Source organism: Pelagibacterium xiamenense, from assembly GCF_021166475.1.
Lineage (GTDB): Bacteria > Pseudomonadota > Alphaproteobacteria > Rhizobiales > Devosiaceae > Pelagibacterium > Pelagibacterium xiamenense.
In genome coordinates this window covers 776,337-790,627 of sequence record NZ_JAJOYS010000001.1, presented here as the reverse complement: position 1 = coordinate 790,627, position 14,291 = coordinate 776,337, and the positions used below count along the sequence as shown (strand labels likewise).

Annotated in this window: 12 protein-coding genes; 3 read left to right on the top strand and 9 right to left on the bottom strand. The window is 62.6% G+C overall.

Going from position 1 to position 14,291, the window contains the following annotated elements:
- Positions 1 to 3 precede the first annotated feature (3 nt).
- From LSG43_RS03870 to LSG43_RS03845, 6 genes are all read right to left on the bottom strand, one after another.
- Positions 4 to 1,287, bottom strand: a complete 1,284-nt coding sequence (locus tag LSG43_RS03870) for an MFS transporter (protein ID WP_231801438.1) — start codon at positions 1,285 to 1,287, stop codon at positions 4 to 6.
- A gap of 362 nt (positions 1,288 to 1,649) precedes the next feature.
- On the bottom strand, positions 1,650 to 3,383 hold the full coding sequence (locus LSG43_RS03865; protein WP_231801437.1) for an ABC transporter ATP-binding protein: 1,734 nt from the start codon (positions 3,381 to 3,383) through the stop codon (positions 1,650 to 1,652).
- A gap of 9 nt (positions 3,384 to 3,392) precedes the next feature.
- On the bottom strand, positions 3,393 to 4,469 hold the full coding sequence (locus LSG43_RS03860; protein ID WP_231801436.1) for an ABC transporter permease: 1,077 nt from the start codon (positions 4,467 to 4,469) through the stop codon (positions 3,393 to 3,395).
- Between the two features lie 68 nt (positions 4,470 to 4,537).
- Complete coding sequence (locus tag LSG43_RS03855; protein WP_231801435.1) at positions 4,538 to 5,932, bottom strand: CmpA/NrtA family ABC transporter substrate-binding protein; 1,395 nt, start codon at positions 5,930 to 5,932, stop codon at positions 4,538 to 4,540.
- A gap of 382 nt (positions 5,933 to 6,314) precedes the next feature.
- A complete protein-coding gene (locus LSG43_RS03850; RefSeq protein WP_231801434.1) occupies positions 6,315 to 7,547 on the bottom strand; it encodes a CmpA/NrtA family ABC transporter substrate-binding protein in 1,233 nt (410 codons plus the stop codon).
- A 16-nt stretch (positions 7,548 to 7,563) separates the two neighbouring features.
- Entirely contained in the window at positions 7,564 to 8,151 is a 588-nt protein-coding gene (locus LSG43_RS03845; protein WP_231801433.1) for an ANTAR domain-containing response regulator, read from the bottom strand.
- A 209-nt stretch (positions 8,152 to 8,360) separates the two neighbouring features.
- On the opposite strand from LSG43_RS03845, the gene LSG43_RS03840 reads away from it, so the two are divergent.
- From LSG43_RS03840 to LSG43_RS03830, 3 genes are read left to right on the top strand one after another with little or no spacing between them, the layout of a single operon-like run.
- Entirely contained in the window at positions 8,361 to 9,407 is a 1,047-nt protein-coding gene (locus tag LSG43_RS03840; protein ID WP_231801432.1) for an aromatic ring-hydroxylating dioxygenase subunit alpha, read from the top strand.
- 2 nt (positions 9,408 to 9,409) lie between these two features.
- Positions 9,410 to 10,153, top strand: coding sequence for a GntR family transcriptional regulator (locus LSG43_RS03835; protein WP_231801430.1), 744 nt, complete (start codon positions 9,410 to 9,412; stop codon positions 10,151 to 10,153).
- 12 nt (positions 10,154 to 10,165) lie between these two features.
- The gene (locus tag LSG43_RS03830) at positions 10,166 to 11,137 is read left to right on the top strand and encodes a PDR/VanB family oxidoreductase (RefSeq protein WP_231801429.1); all 972 of its coding nucleotides are present in this window, start codon (positions 10,166 to 10,168) and stop codon (positions 11,135 to 11,137) included.
- A 67-nt stretch (positions 11,138 to 11,204) separates the two neighbouring features.
- Here LSG43_RS03830 and LSG43_RS03825 read toward each other — a convergent pair whose 3' ends face one another.
- The 3 genes from LSG43_RS03825 to LSG43_RS03815 all read right to left on the bottom strand — a co-directional run bounded on the left by LSG43_RS03825 (position 11,205) and on the right by LSG43_RS03815 (position 14,178).
- Complete coding sequence (locus LSG43_RS03825; protein WP_231801428.1) at positions 11,205 to 12,230, bottom strand: TRAP transporter substrate-binding protein; 1,026 nt, start codon at positions 12,228 to 12,230, stop codon at positions 11,205 to 11,207.
- 89 nt (positions 12,231 to 12,319) lie between these two features.
- Positions 12,320 to 13,642 (bottom strand): TRAP transporter large permease, encoded by a 1,323-nt coding sequence (locus LSG43_RS03820; protein WP_231801426.1) that lies wholly within the window; start codon positions 13,640 to 13,642, stop codon positions 12,320 to 12,322.
- Positions 13,639 to 14,178 carry a TRAP transporter small permease gene (locus tag LSG43_RS03815; RefSeq protein ID WP_231801424.1) on the bottom strand — a complete coding sequence of 180 codons (540 nt, stop codon included), beginning with the start codon at positions 14,176 to 14,178 and terminating at the stop codon, positions 13,639 to 13,641. Before LSG43_RS03815 ends, LSG43_RS03820 begins: the two co-directional genes overlap by 4 nt.
- Positions 14,179 to 14,291: the final 113 nt, after the last annotated feature.

Here is a 14,291-nt window from a genome sequence, read left to right as displayed (position 1 = left end):
TCATTACTGGGCCGGTGCGGGTACAGCGTCGCTGGCGCTGTCCGCCTCGATTTTTCTAACGGCAAGATGCATCCACACGAGCGCACCGAGGACGATCGCGAAAAGCAGCATGAAACAGCTCGTCCAGACGCCCGTGATGTCGTTGAGCACACCGAAAAGAATCGGCAGAATGAAGCCGCCGAGGCCGCCGATCATCCCCACGAGGCCGCCGACCGCGCCGACGCTTTGGGGGTAATAGACGGGGATATGCTTGTAGACCGCGGCCTTGCCGAAGCTCATGAAGAACCCCAGAACGAAGATCAGCGCGACGAAGCCGACGGCACCGATGGCAATATCGAAAACGATCGGGCCGTTGACGCCGGACATGACGATTTCCGTCTGTGGGATGGCGAGCAGAAAGGTCGCGACCGCCGACACGACAAGCACCCAGTACATGACCGCACGCGCGCCGAAACGGTCGGAAAGGTGCCCGCCAAGGGCCCGGAAGATCGACGCGGGGACGGAATAGAAGGCTGCAATGATGCCGGCGGTCTGGATGTCGAAGCCGTAGACTTCGATGAGGTAGCGCGGCAGCCACAGCGCCAGGGCGACGAACGCGCCGAAAGCGAAGAAATAATAGAGCGAGAAGCGCCAGACCTGGAGGTTCCTGAGCGGCGCGAACTCCTCGGCGAAGCTGCGGACCTTGCCGCCGGTCGACTTGCGCTCGCGGATGACCGGATCGTCCTTGGCCAGGAACCAGAACGCAATGGCGATCGCTGCGAGCGCAACCGCCCAGATCTGGGCAACCGCCTGCCAGCCAAACGCCACGAGGACGAGCGGCGCGAGGAATGTGGTTACGGAGGCTCCGACATTGCCCACACCGAAGACGCCGAGTGCTGTTCCCTGCTTGTTGGCGGGATAAAAGCGCGAGACATAGGCGACACCGACAGCGAACGAGCCGCCGGCCAGACCAACACCGAGCGCGGCGATCAGCATCATCGGATAGCTTTGAGCCAGGCTGAGGAGAAACGTCGCCAGCGCAGCGGCAAGCATGGTGCCGGTAAAGACGATACGGCCACCGAGACGGTCGGTCCAGACGCCAAGGACGAGGCGGACCAGCGAGCCGGTCAGAACGGGCGTACCGACGAGCAGGCCGAATTCGGCCTCAGAGAGACCCATCTCGCCCTTGATGCGGATACCGATGATCGAAAAAATCGTCCACGCTGCAAAGCAGGCGGTAAAGGCGATTGTCGAAAGCGACAACGCCCGCGTCGCTTCGGCGTTTTTCTCGGTCGAGGGCAATGCCAATTTGCTCTCCTTTGTCCGGGCGGAACCCGGGATGGTGCCAAAAAACAAAACGCCGCCAACCTTCAAGGTGACCTCAGTCCAAAAAGACGAGTGCCTTGCGGTTGGCGGCGTTGCCAATATCGTGGCGCCCGTCTTTGGACGCCTGATGTTATGAGCCGTCTTGGGAGGAGCTCATTTGCGAGATACCTAGCAGGAAGCGTGCCAGTTTCTCGATGACCCGGAAAAACCTTTATTTATCGTCTTTTAGCGGCTCCCAATGCCCGGTGGCGCTCGATTCCGATCCGATGCGACCGCACACGGGACACGCATTCTGACGCATTTTTGGGCATGAGTTGCCGCATACCCATCTGGTCGCCCCACACCTACTCGGCCGCTATCGCGCGTTGCGCGCGTTTGGACCGGATGCGGTCGAGCGTTTCGGCGTCTGGATTGGCACCGCCCTCATAGGCTTCGAGGAAGTCGAAAAGCTCCTCACGGTAGGCGTAGTAGTCCTTGTGGGCGAGCAGGGCCTTGCGCGAGCGCGGGCGCGGCAGGTCGACGTCCATGATGTTGCCGATTTTGGCGTTGGGTCCGTTCGACATCATGACCACGCGGTCGGCCAGAAGGATGGCCTCGTCCACGTCGTGCGTGACACAGATCGCGGTAACCTGCGTTTTGGTCCAGACATCCATCAGAACGTCCTGGAGTTCCCAGCGGGTGATGCTGTCGAGCATGCCGAAGGGCTCGTCGAGCAAGAGCAGCTTGGGCGAGAGCGCAAAGGCGCGCGCAATGCCCACGCGCTGCTTCATGCCGTTAGAGAGATCACCGGCGCTGCGGTCCATGGCGTCGCCCAGCCCGACCCGGGTGAGATAGTATTCGATGATATCGCGGCGCTCGGCGGCGCTGGCCTGGGGATAGACGCGATCGACGCCAAGCGCGACGTTTTCGCGCGCCGTCAGCCACGGCATCAGCGATGGCGCCTGGAAGACGACTGCCCGGTCCGGTCCCGCACCAACGACTTCCGTACCATCGAGGATGATGCCGCCCGAGGAGATCTCATTGAGCCCAGCGACCATCGAGAGCACGGTGGATTTGCCACAACCCGAATGGCCGATCAGCGTGACGAATTCGCCCTTCTTCATCTTGAGATCGAACCCGTCGACGACAGTGAGGGGCCCCTTGGGCGTGGGATAGACTTTCTTGACCTCGGCGAACTCAAGGTACCGCTCGGAGGCCGGCCCGGCCGCAGCATCCGTGTAGGCCCTGGGCGGATGAGACTTGCCGATGGAAATCGGCACTACGTTGGGCAACCGGATTTCGCGCTCGACCGCAATATTGCGCTCAGCGCCCGCGTCCATCAGATATTCGGTAATCTCGCGGCGCAGCGCGATGAAGCGGTCGTCGCCGTTGAGTTCGCCACGATCCCGGGGGCGCTCGATATCGACCGCGAAGGACGGGCCAAGCGTTGCATCCGGCCCGGGGGTGAGCGGGATGACGCGGTCGGCGAGAAGGATCGCCTCGTCAACGTCATTGGTGATGAGAACGATGGTCTTTTTCTCGGCCTGCGAGATCTCGGCGAATTCGTCCTGGAGCTTGGAGCGCGTGAGCGCGTCGAGCGCCGAGAGCGGCTCGTCCAGCAGCAGCACTTCGGGTTGCATGGCCAACGCGCGGGCCACCGCCACGCGCTGGCGCATGCCGCCGGAAAGCTCCGCGGGACGCCGGTCCGCAGCGTGGGAAAGGCCGACCATTTCAACGTAGCGCTCGCGCAACGCGACCCGCTCGGCCTTATTCATTTTCGCGTGCACGGCATCGACCGCGAGATCCACATTGCCCGCCACCGTGAGCCAGGGCATGAGCGAATAGGACTGGAACACCACCCCGCGCTCGGGGCCGGGACCGTCGATCTCCTTGCCTTTAAAGAGCACACCACCCCGGTCGGGCTCGATAAGCCCGGCCATCAGCGAAATCAGGGTCGTCTTGCCGGCGCCCGAGAAGCCGAGGATGGCGACGAATTCGCCGTCCTCGACCTTGAGGTTCAGCCCGTCCAGAACGCCGTTGCGCTTGGCGCCTTCGCCATAGTGCTTGGCAACGTCGGAGAGTTCGAGAATGATCGACATCCGTGTCTCCTAGCGCTTGGACGAGAAGGTGAAGGCGGTCTGCAGGGTAAACATCACCCGATCGAGCAGAAAGCCGATGATGCCGATGGTCAGCACGGCGACCATGATGCGGGCGAGAGAGGAGGACGAGCCGTTCTGGAATTCGTCCCAGACGAACTTGCCCAGGCCCGGGTTCTGCGCGAGCATTTCGGCCGCGATCAGCACCATCCAGCCAACCCCCAGCGACAGGCGCAGCCCGGTGAAGATCAGCGGCAGCGCGGAGGGGAGCACCAGCTTGGTGACCGTCTTCGCTGTCGAAAGACGCAGCACCTTGGAAACGTTGACCAGATCCTTGTCGATGGATGCCACGCCCAGCGCGGTGTTGATGAGCGTCGGCCACAGGGAGCAGAGCGTCACCGTCACCGCCGAAATCACGAGCGACTTGGGCAGCGCTTCGGATGCATCGACATAAACCGCCGACACCACCATGGTGACGATCGGCAACCAGGCAAGCGGGGAGACCGGTTTGAAAAGCTGAACGATGGGGTTCAGCGCACCGTTGAAGGGCTTGCTGAGCCCCGAGGCTATACCGAGGGGCACGGCAACGATCGTCGCGATCAGAAAGCCCAGGCCGACGGTTTTCAACGATGTGAAAATCTGGTCGATGAAGGTCGGACTGCCGGTATATTGGCGCCACTTGATTCTGTCGGTTTCGCCTTCGGCCTCGAGCTCTGCGTTACGCTCGGCCTGCATCTGGTAGAACCGGTCCGCCTTTTCGCGCTCTTCAACGTGGTCCTCCCAGAGCCCCCCGGCCTCTTCGAACACTTGCACAGGACCCGGAATGGCGCCGAGCGAAGTCTGAACCTGCGGCGCAAGGATCGCCCAGCCGGCGACAAAGATGGCGATGCCCATCAATGGGAACAGAAGCGTGTCACGCAATTCGCCCATCTGCTGGCGCGGATCGTCGCCGGCGGCAATCTTGAGCAGTGGGGTGAGCCAGCCAAAGCCCAATGCGCCGAGCCAGGCCGACGCGCGATTGATGGCCGCGAAGAGCTTCTCGCGGCGGCCCGCGCCTGCGTTATCCGAAGTGTCACTCGCGATGCTCATGGTCGAAACATCCTTTGCGGTTGCAAGGCGGCCGGTCTTAACCCGGCCGCCGGAGTGGTGAGGAACGACTAGTTGGCGGCGACGATCTCGTTACCTTCGACGACTTCGCCGGTTTTGAGCCCGATTTCGAGGCTGTCGATGTAGGCGTTGGGCTGGCGGCCGTCGTAGATGATGCCGTCGATGAAGGCGTCGGTGGGTTCGCGATAGCCGTCGGTTTCCCAGGGAATGTCGGCTTCGTCGATCAAACCTTCCTCGACCAGCATCCGCGCCGCTTCGAGATAGATGTCCGGGCGATAAACGGAGGCGGCGACCTCTGCGTACCAGTCGTCGGGCTTGTCTTCGTTGATCTGGCCCCAGCGGCGCATCTGCGTGAGGTACCAGATGGCGTCCGAGTAATAGGGGTAGGTCGCGTAGTAGCGGTAGAAGACGTTGAAATCCGGGATTTCGCGGACGTCGCCGGCTTCATACTCGAACGTGCCCGTCATCGAGGCCGCGATGACTTCCGCGTCCGCGCCGACATATTGCGGCTCGGAGAGGATTTCGACCGCTTCCTGGCGGTTGGCGTTGTCGTTCTCGTCGAGCCATTGGGCCGCGCGGATCAGCGCCTTGACGATGGCGAGGGTGGTGTTGGGGTTCTCCTCGGCGAACTCGGCGGTGATGCCGAAGACCTTTTCGGGATTGTTCTTCCACAGCTCGTAGTCGGTAATGACCGGCACACCGATGCCCTTGAAGACAGCGGCCTGGTTCCACGGCTCCCCGACAGCATAGCCGTCGATCGTGCCGGCCTCCAGCGTCGCTGGCATTTGCGGGGGAGGGGTGACCGAAAGATAGGCTTCGGCACCGATCTGGCCGGTGACATCGTCACCGCCGGCATAGAATCCGGGGTTGATGCCGCCGGCGGCCAGCCAGTAGCGCAGTTCGTAGTTATGGGTCGAGACCGGGAAAACCATGCCCATGTTGAAGGGGCGGCCGCTGGTCCGGTATTCCTCGATAACCGGCTGAAGTGCCGAGGCCGAGATCGGGTGAACCGGGAAGCCGTCTTCGTTCATTTCGAGGTTCGGCCTCATCAACTCCCAGACTTCGTTGGAAACGGTGATACCGTTGCCGTTCAGGTCCATCGAGAAGGGGGTGATGATGTGGGCCTCGGTGCCATAACCGATGGTTGCGGCGAGCGGCTGGCCGGCGAGCATGTGCGCGCCGTCGAGTTCGCCCGTGATCACGCCGTCGAGCAACACCTTCCAATTGGCCTGGGCTTCAAGGGTCACATAAAGCCCCTCGTCCCAGAAATAACCGTTCTCGTAGGCGATCGCCAGCGGCGCCATATCGGTCAGCTTGATAAAGCCGAAGGTGAGTTCGTCCTTTTCGAGGTCCAGCATTTCGGCGTTGGCGCCCCCGGCGCCCAGCGCCGAGGCAGCCAGAAGCACGCTCGCCGCGATTGCGGCCTTGCCCCTTGTCCAGTTCATTTGTCGTCTCCGTCGTTTGCACCGTATTTTTCCGGCGGTTTCCGGAGCGCACCGCGAAGAACGCAAAAAAGCCACCAACCGAAGCGCGAACCGGACACCAAGGCCCGGACACGTGCACCAGTTGGCAGCTTTGCCATTTCGCGGCGCCCGCCCTTGGACGCCAGATTTGTCATGAGCCGTCGTGGGAGGAGCTCATTCGGCGACAGCCAAGCAGGAAGCATGCCAATTCAGAGCCATGCCAGAAAACGCTTGAACTTCAAGCGTCTGTCATTGTGGGCAGGAAAGCACGTTGGCCCTGGTCATGCGTGCTATCGCACAAGACTCACGCTTGGTGACTATATTTTGCGCAAAAGGCCACGATGATTATTGCGTTGGCAGACGCTTAGGCGGCGACACCCGACGCCTGGGCCGCGATGTAATTGTCGATCGCGTCGGGATCGAACTGCGTGCCATCGAAGAACCCATCTGGCCCCAGGATCAGGGTTCCCGTCATCGCACCAAGGGGCGTCGGTTCGGTAAGGGCGCCTTCGACCTTGGCGTTGGCGGCAGGAACGGGAACGCCCTGCCCCGCAAGCGCCGCGCGGTAGATGTCTGGCCGGTAGGTCGCCGTGACCCTTGCGACGTTCTCTGCGCTATGGGTCACCTGCCCCCAGCGCACCATCTGCGCGTAGAACCAGAGGGCGTGGGATATCCACGGGAAATTGGCGGCGCGCTCGAACGGGATGAAGAATTCGGGGACGAGGAAGGTCTCACCCCCTCCCAGATCAAGCCGGCCGGAAAGAGCCCGGGTCAGGACCGGGGCCCCGATGCCAAGCCGGTCTTCGCGCGCGAGGATACCGGCAAGCATGTCGTGATTGGCCGGATCGCCACACCAGCGGGCAGCACGGGTGACTGCACGAATGAGCGCAGAGAGTTGCTCGGGATAGCGCTCGGCCCATTGCGCGCGCGTGCCGAGGACTTTTTCGGGACTGGAGCGCCAGATCGCCGATTTGGTGGTGACGATGCGCCCGCCCCCCCTCGCGACAGCGACCGAATTGAACGGCTCGCCCACGCAATAGCCATCGATCCGCCCTGCCCCCAGCGCGTCGGGCAAGAACGGCGGCGGCACGATGACGATTTCGACTTCGCGGACCGGATCGATACCGGACGCGGCAAGCCAGTAGCGCAGTTCATAGTTATGTCCACTTTCGGGATGGACGACCCCGAAGCGCAGCGGCGGCTGGCCGGTTGCGGTCCGGCGCTCAATGACGCGCTTGAGCGCGGCTCCGGCGGCGGCGGCATCGACCCCCTCGGGTACACCGTGCTCTTTCATCGCTGACCACAAAGCCTCGGATACCGTGACGGCATTGCCGCCGAGCCCCAGCGCCATCGGCGCAACCATCGGAACATCGAGAGGTGCCAGTCCGAGGTTCACACTCAGCGGCATGGGCGCAAGCATATGCGCTACATCGAAATGCCCGATGGCGACGCGATCCCGGATGTTGGCCCATGAAGTCTCCCGAGTCAGCGACAGGGCAAGGCCTTCGGTCTCGGCAAATCCCATTTCCTGCGCCGCGATCAAGACAGCGCTATCGAGGAGAGGCACGTAGCCGACGGAGATATGGGTCAGTCCCATTGCGTTTCCTTTCCCCTCATGGCTCGAGCAGCCCGGCGGCGGTGATGAGGCTCTGCGCGATCTCGACGACGCGGCGGTTCTGGTTCATCGCGGTCCGGCGCAGCAGCGTATAAGCCTCGTCCTCCGAGAGCCCGCGGGTCTTCATCAGAATGCCCTTGGCTTTCTCGATAGTCTTGCGATCCTCGAGCTCGGACTTGGCCGCGGCGAGTTCGTCCCGCAAACGCGAGAAGGCGCGAAACCGCGAGATGGCCATATCGAGGATCGGCTTGATCCGCTCCTTGCGCAGCCCGTCGACCACATAGGCCGAGACGCCGGCATCCACGGCGGCTTCCATCGAGCCGATATCGGATTTGTCGACGAACATCGCGATGGGGCGCTGAAGCGCCCGGGAGAGCGCAAAGAAATGCTCGAGCATGTCGCGGTTGGGGTTTTCGAGGTCGATGATCACGACGTCCGGCGCAATCTCGCCGATCCGGGCAGCGACCTCGTTCACCTCGGTGATCACGACGACGTTGACATGCCCTGCCTCGCGCAGCCCATCCTCGATGATCGAGGCCCGGATGCGATTATCGTCGACCACCAATATCGAGAGTTCGTGAGGCATGCGCGCCTTATGACGCAGCTTTACCCGATAGGCAATGCAATTGCATGCACAATTATTGTGCAATCGAACCTGCCGCCAGACCGCCCAGGATGGGGCCTGCCCGGCAGCTACTCCCGATGACGCCGCGCCCATTGCATTCCAGCTATCGACGATGTATACATTTTGTTATGTAGCAATACATTTTGCATGTATCGGAGAGGAGGCCGGGCATGAGCGACCAGACATTTCCCTTGAACGCATGGTATGCAGCGGCGTGGGACGTCGAAGTGAAACGTGCGCTACTGCCGCGCAAAATCTGCGGAAAGCCCGTGGTTCTGTACCGCAGGCAAGACGGCTCTGCCGTCGCACTGGCCGATGCTTGCTGGCACCGGCTGTTGCCGCTTTCGATGGGCGAGCTTTACGGGGACAACGTCATCTGCGGCTATCACGGGCTCGAATTCGACGACACGGGCCGTTGTGTATACATGCCCTCGCAGGACACGATAAACCCGTCAGCCTGCGTCAAAGCCTACCCGCTGGTTGAAAAGCATCGCTTCATCTGGCTTTGGATGGGCGATCCGGCGCTGGCGGACCCCGACAAAGTACCGGACCTTCATTGGAACGACGATCCAAATTGGGCGGCGGATGGCAAGACCATCCATGTCAAATGCGACTACCGGCTGGTGATCGACAACCTGATGGACCTGACGCACGAGACCTATGTGCACGGATCGTCGATCGGGAACCGGGCCGTGGCCGAAGCGCCGTTCACCGCAACGCATTCGGACACAACCGCGACGATCACACGCTGGATGACCGATATCGATCCGCCGCCGTTCTGGCGCGCGCAGTTGGGCAAGCCCGGCAATGTCGACCGCTGGCAGATCATCAATTTCGAGGCGCCGGCGACCATCGCCATCGACGTTGGTGTAGCGCCGCACGGCACCGGCGCGCCCGAAGGCGACCGCAGTCAGGGGGTCAACGGGTTCGTGCTCAATACGATCACGCCGGAAACCGAAAAGACGTGCCACTATTTCTGGGCGTTCGCGCGCAACTACAAGCTCGACGAGCAGCGCCGCACCCACGAGCTGCGCGAGGGTGTGGCGTCGATCTTCCGGGAGGACGAGGCCATTCTCGAGGCCCAGCAGATCGCCATCGACGCCAATCCCGACCACGTCATCTACAACCTCAATATCGACGCGGGATCGATGTGGGCGCGCAAGCTGATCGACCGGATGATCGCCGAGGAGCAGGCGGTCCAGAACGCGGCGGAATAGCGATGGGCGCAGCGCATCCACTCCGCCAGCAGCCCCAGGCGCTCAAGGCCCTCATGGGCATCCGCGACCTCGTGCTCGGCGGCGCGGTCACGCCGGGCGCACGCCTTTCCGAGGTTGCGATCGCCGAACGCCTGGGGATTTCGCGTACGCCGATCCGCGCGGCGCTCGCGCGGCTCGAGCAGGAAGGTCTTGTCGAGATCCTGCCCTCGGGCGGGTACGCCGTGCGGCGCTTTTCGCGCAGCGAGGTGAGCGATGCCATCGAGCTGCGAGGCGTCCTCGAGGGCACGGCGGCGCGACTGGCCGCCGAACGCGGCGCGCCGCCCGACCGGCTCGCAGCGCTCAAGGCGATTGTCGAAGAGCTGGACGGCGCAGTGGCGGACTGGCCGGAAGCGCTTGACTTCGACCGCTATGTCGAACTCAACGCCGCGTTCCACGACACACTGGCGGGGCTATCGGGGAGCGAAACGATCCGGCGGGAGGTCGAGCGGGTGAAGAACCTGCCGTTCGCATCGCCGAGTGCCTTTCTCGACAAGCAGGCGGACGTTCCCGCGTTCCGGCGGTCGCTTGTCACCGGCCAGGCACAGCACCGCGCCATCGTCGAGGCGATCGAGATGCGCGAGGGCACGCGTGCCGAGGCGCTGGCGCGCGAACACGCGCGGCTGGCCCGCGCCAATCTCGAATATGTCATGGAGGAGGACCGGAGCCTGCTGGCGCGGGTCCCCGCGCTGGCTCTGGTCAACGAGTGAGGAGGAGACCTCATGCGCAGCAAGCTTGAATGGCGCCAGGCGCGCGTTGCAGCGGTTTGCGAGGTCGCGGCCGATGTGCGGCAGATCGATTTCGCAGTCGAAGGGTTCGTTCCGCGGTTCGATCCCGGCTCGCATGTCAATTTCCAGACGGAGATTTCCGGTGCGCCGGTCACGCGGACCTACAGCTGCGTACCCACCCCGCATGCGGGGCAAATTCGGGTTGCTGTCAAACTGCACGAAAAAAGCCGGGGCGGCTCGCGCTTCATGTGGGGCCTCGCGCCCGGTGACGCGGTTACCATGAGCCTGCCGGAGAACCGGTTCGAGCTCTCGTGGCGCGCGCCTTACTACCTCTTGCTCGCCGGCGGGATCGGGATCACACCGATTTACGGCATGGCCCTGACGCTCAAGGAGCGCGGCATTCCCTTCCGGCTCGTTTACGGCGCCCGCAGCAAGGCGTTGATGGCATATGCCGACAATCTTGCGACGGAGCTGGGCGATGCCGTCGTGCTCCGCGATGGCGAGAAGGACGAGTTCATCGATATCGCCGGTGAAATCGCGGCGCTTCCGGAAAACGGGGAACTCTATGTATGCGGCCCCATCCCGATGCTCAATGCCGTAAAGGCCGCATGGGAGGACGCCGGACGTCCGCTGGGCCGGCTACGCTATGAGGTTTTCGGCGATAGCGGCGCCTTCGCCGAGGAGGCCTTCGAGGTTACAGTCGCCAACCGGAACATGACCGTTGCGGTCCGGCCGGATCAGAGCTTGCTTGAGGCGCTGATGGGGGCGGGAATCGACATGATCTACGACTGCCAGCGCGGCGAATGCGGACTGTGCGCGGTCGAGGTGATCGAGCGGACCGGCGAGATCGACCATCGCGACGTGTTTTTCAGCGCCGAGGAAAAGGCGCAGGGCAAGCGCATGTGCGCCTGCGTATCACGTCTGGCCTCGGGCAGCGCGACAATCGACATCGGCTACAGGCCGTAGCTTTTCCATGGCGGATACAAAAAGGGCGCCGAAACCGGCGCCCCTTTCATTTGCGGTGAACGCCCGCTTACTCGGTTTCGGCGGCAAGCGCAGCCTGCGCCGCCTCATAAAGGGCGTGGCCATCGATCCCGACGGCTTCCATGTCGGCAAACCACTGGTCGATCGTCGGCTGCGCTGCTTCGCGCCAGCGGGCGGTTTCCTCGTCATCGAGCAGGATGATGTTGTTGCCGCCTTCCTCGGCGATCTGGCGGCCGACGACATCGCCCTGATCCATGACCCGACCGAATTCGCGTGACGTCTCCAGGCCCGAATTGGCGTCGATGACCGCTTTGAGATCGTCCGGCAGGCTATCGTAACTCGCCTGGTTCATGACGAACCCGAACGTCTGGGTGTAAAGTCCGCGATCGCCCGAAAATTCGGTGTGATTGTCGACGAGTTCGGAAACGCGCAGCGCGGGCGTCACCTCCCAGGGGATAGTGGTGCCGTTGATCACGCCGCGCGAGAGCGCTTCGGTAACCTGCGGTACGGGCATGCCGACGGGCTCGGCGCCGAGGCTTGCCAGCATGTTGGAAATGATGCGCGAACCGCCGCGGATCTTCATGCCCTCGAGGTCTTCAAGCGTCTCGATAGGCTCATCGGTATGGAAAAGCCCGGGGCCATGTGTGTGCAGCGCGATCACGTGGACGCCAGCGAACTCGTCCATCGCGTTTTCCTGGACATAGTTGTAGAACGCTGCGGAGGTTTCTTCGCCATTGGTGAGCATAAAGGGCAGCTCGAACACCTCCGATTTGGGGAAGCGGCCCGGCGTGTAGCCCAGCACAGTCCAGATGACGTCGACAACGCCATCGAGCGCTTGGTCATAAAGGCTCGGCGGGGTGCCGCCCAGTTGCATGGCTGGATAGAGCTCGACCTGGATGCGTCCGTCCGATTGCTCCTCGACGCGCTCGGCCCACGGCTCAATAGCCTGGGCGGGGATCGTCGCCTGCGCGGGCAACATCTGGTGCACGCGTAGCGTCACCTCCTGCGCCAAAGCGGTTGTTGAAAGCAGCACCGCCGCCAGCGCGCCGCCCGTCATGGTTTTGAACAGTTTCATGCCTTTTCTCCCTTTGTTGATCGCGTCGCTTTGCGATCGTCCCGAAGACCGGTTCTATTGCTTTTCCCGGCGCTTCGAAGTCTCCCTACTCAATACAAGAGCCATACGAGCCCGAGCGTGAGGCTCGGGAACGCAATCAGAATGCCCGTCCGGACGATGTCGCTCGCCACGAACGGCAATACCCCGCGAAACGTCTCGGACAGTTTGGTATCGCGCGCCATCGACGAGATGATGAACAGATTCATACCCACAGGCGGCGTAATCAGCCCGACCTCGACGACAATCAGAACCAGAATTCCGAACCAGATGGCGAATTCGTCCGGCGTCAAACCGAAATCGAGGCCCGTCATCATCGGAAAGATGATGGGGACGGTCAGAAGGATCATGGAGAGCGAATCCATGACGCAGCCCATCACGAGGTAGAAGATCAGCACCACAACGAGAACGAGCCACGGGTTGAAGCCCTGTTCGGCCACCCAGCCCGACGCGAATTGCGGCAGTTGGGAGAGTGCGAGAAAACCGTTGAGCGCAGCCGCTCCCAGAACGATGAGAAAAATCATCGCGGTCGAGGATGCCGTGGCAAGGAGGGCGGCAACCAGTTTTTCACGGTTGAGGCTGCCCGATGCGAGCGCGATGAGCCCTGTGCCCGCGGCGCCGATGGCAGCCGCTTCGGTAGGGGTGAAAATGCCCGTATAGATGCCGCCGATCACCAGAATGAAGATCACAAGTACCGGCCAGATACGCAGAAGCTGCCGGAAGCGTTCGGAATAGGGTACGCGCTCGCGCAGCCCGGAGGATTTGGGGTCGACCCGCACATAGACCGCCGCAACGATCATGTAGCCGATGGCCGCGAGAATCCCCGGAATGAAGGCGGCCATGAAAAGCTTGGCGATGTTCTGCTCGGTCAGGACCGCGAAGATGACGAGGATGACCGAGGGCGGAATGAGGATGCCGAGCGTACCGCCCGCGGCGACGACGCCCGTGGCGAGCGCACCCGAATACCCGTGCTTGCGCATTTCCGGCAGGGCGACGTGACCCATCGTGGCCGCTGTCGCGAGAGACGACCCGCAGATGGCGCCGAAGCCCGCACAAGCCCCGACCGCGGCCATCGCAACCCCGCCGCGCCTGTGTCCAAGCCACCCTGACGCCGCCTCGAACAGTGCCGAAGACATGCCGCCAATGGTCGCGAACTGCCCCATGAGCAGAAAGAGCGGCACAACGGAAAGCGACTCGCTGGCAAAGGTGCCGTAGGTAAGGTTCTTGAACTGGGCGAGAACCGAATTGAACGAGCCGAGAATGAAATAGGATCCGAAAACGCCGACCCCGAGCATCGCAAGACCAATGGGTACGCGCAGGAAGATCAGCGCGAGAACGATGGGAAAGGCATAAAGACCGAGTTCGACGTTGCTCAATGTCCCGCCCCTCCCTCATGGGCCGACGGTCCGCGGCCGGAGAGCGCGTCTGCGATGGAGCGGACAAGGACGTAAAACGCGACGATGACGAAGACCACAGCACCCACCAGCCCGGAGGCGTAGCCCCAGCCCAGGGGCATGCGCAGCAGGATCGTGGTTTCCCCGTAGTTGAACTTGTCGATCATCCCAAGCCCGTGCCGCCAGGCGATAAAGATCGCAGCGGCGAGCATCAGAAAGTCGGTCACGACCAGAATCCATGCGTTCACGCGCGGACCGAATGTATCACTCAAAATGGTGACGACGGCATGCCCGCGATTGAGATGGGCCCAGGGCAGGAACGCGAAAACGGCGAAGCCAACGCCGGCGGCAACGAGTTCATAATCTCCAGTCACAGGCCGCAGGCCGGCCCAGATCAGCGCCCGTCCTGTAACGCTGACAACCACGAGGACCGCGAGCAGCAAAAGCACGATCCCCCCGGCAATGGCGGTCAGCTTCGCCAGCCCGGCGACAGCGCGTCCCACGATTGTTCGGTCCATCTCCACGATGGTTCCTCCCCGATTACAACAACCGGTGCCTCGGCCACCGGAAATCGCCTCATAGTGTTCGCAACCCTCAGTATCGTAAAATGAAAACATCCGGCAGGAACGAT

Coding starts and splice junctions, on each gene's coding strand:
- LSG43_RS03855 (WP_231801435.1), bottom strand. CDS start 5,932: ATGAACTGGACAAGGGGCAAGGCCGCAATCGCGGCGAGCGTGCTTCTG.
- LSG43_RS03825 (WP_231801428.1), bottom strand. CDS start 12,230: ATGAAACTGTTCAAAACCATGACGGGCGGCGCGCTGGCGGCGGTGCTG.
- LSG43_RS03815 (WP_231801424.1), bottom strand. CDS start 14,178: ATGGACCGAACAATCGTGGGACGCGCTGTCGCCGGGCTGGCGAAGCTG.
- LSG43_RS03860 (WP_231801436.1), bottom strand. CDS start 4,469: ATGAGCATCGCGAGTGACACTTCGGATAACGCAGGCGCGGGCCGCCGC.
- LSG43_RS03845 (WP_231801433.1), bottom strand. CDS start 8,151: ATGCCTCACGAACTCTCGATATTGGTGGTCGACGATAATCGCATCCGG.
- LSG43_RS03840 (WP_231801432.1), top strand. CDS start 8,361: ATGAGCGACCAGACATTTCCCTTGAACGCATGGTATGCAGCGGCGTGG.
- LSG43_RS03830 (WP_231801429.1), top strand. CDS start 10,166: ATGCGCAGCAAGCTTGAATGGCGCCAGGCGCGCGTTGCAGCGGTTTGC.
- LSG43_RS03850 (WP_231801434.1), bottom strand. CDS start 7,547: ATGGGACTGACCCATATCTCCGTCGGCTACGTGCCTCTCCTCGATAGC.
- LSG43_RS03865 (WP_231801437.1), bottom strand. CDS start 3,383: ATGTCGATCATTCTCGAACTCTCCGACGTTGCCAAGCACTATGGCGAA.
- LSG43_RS03835 (WP_231801430.1), top strand. CDS start 9,410: ATGGGCGCAGCGCATCCACTCCGCCAGCAGCCCCAGGCGCTCAAGGCC.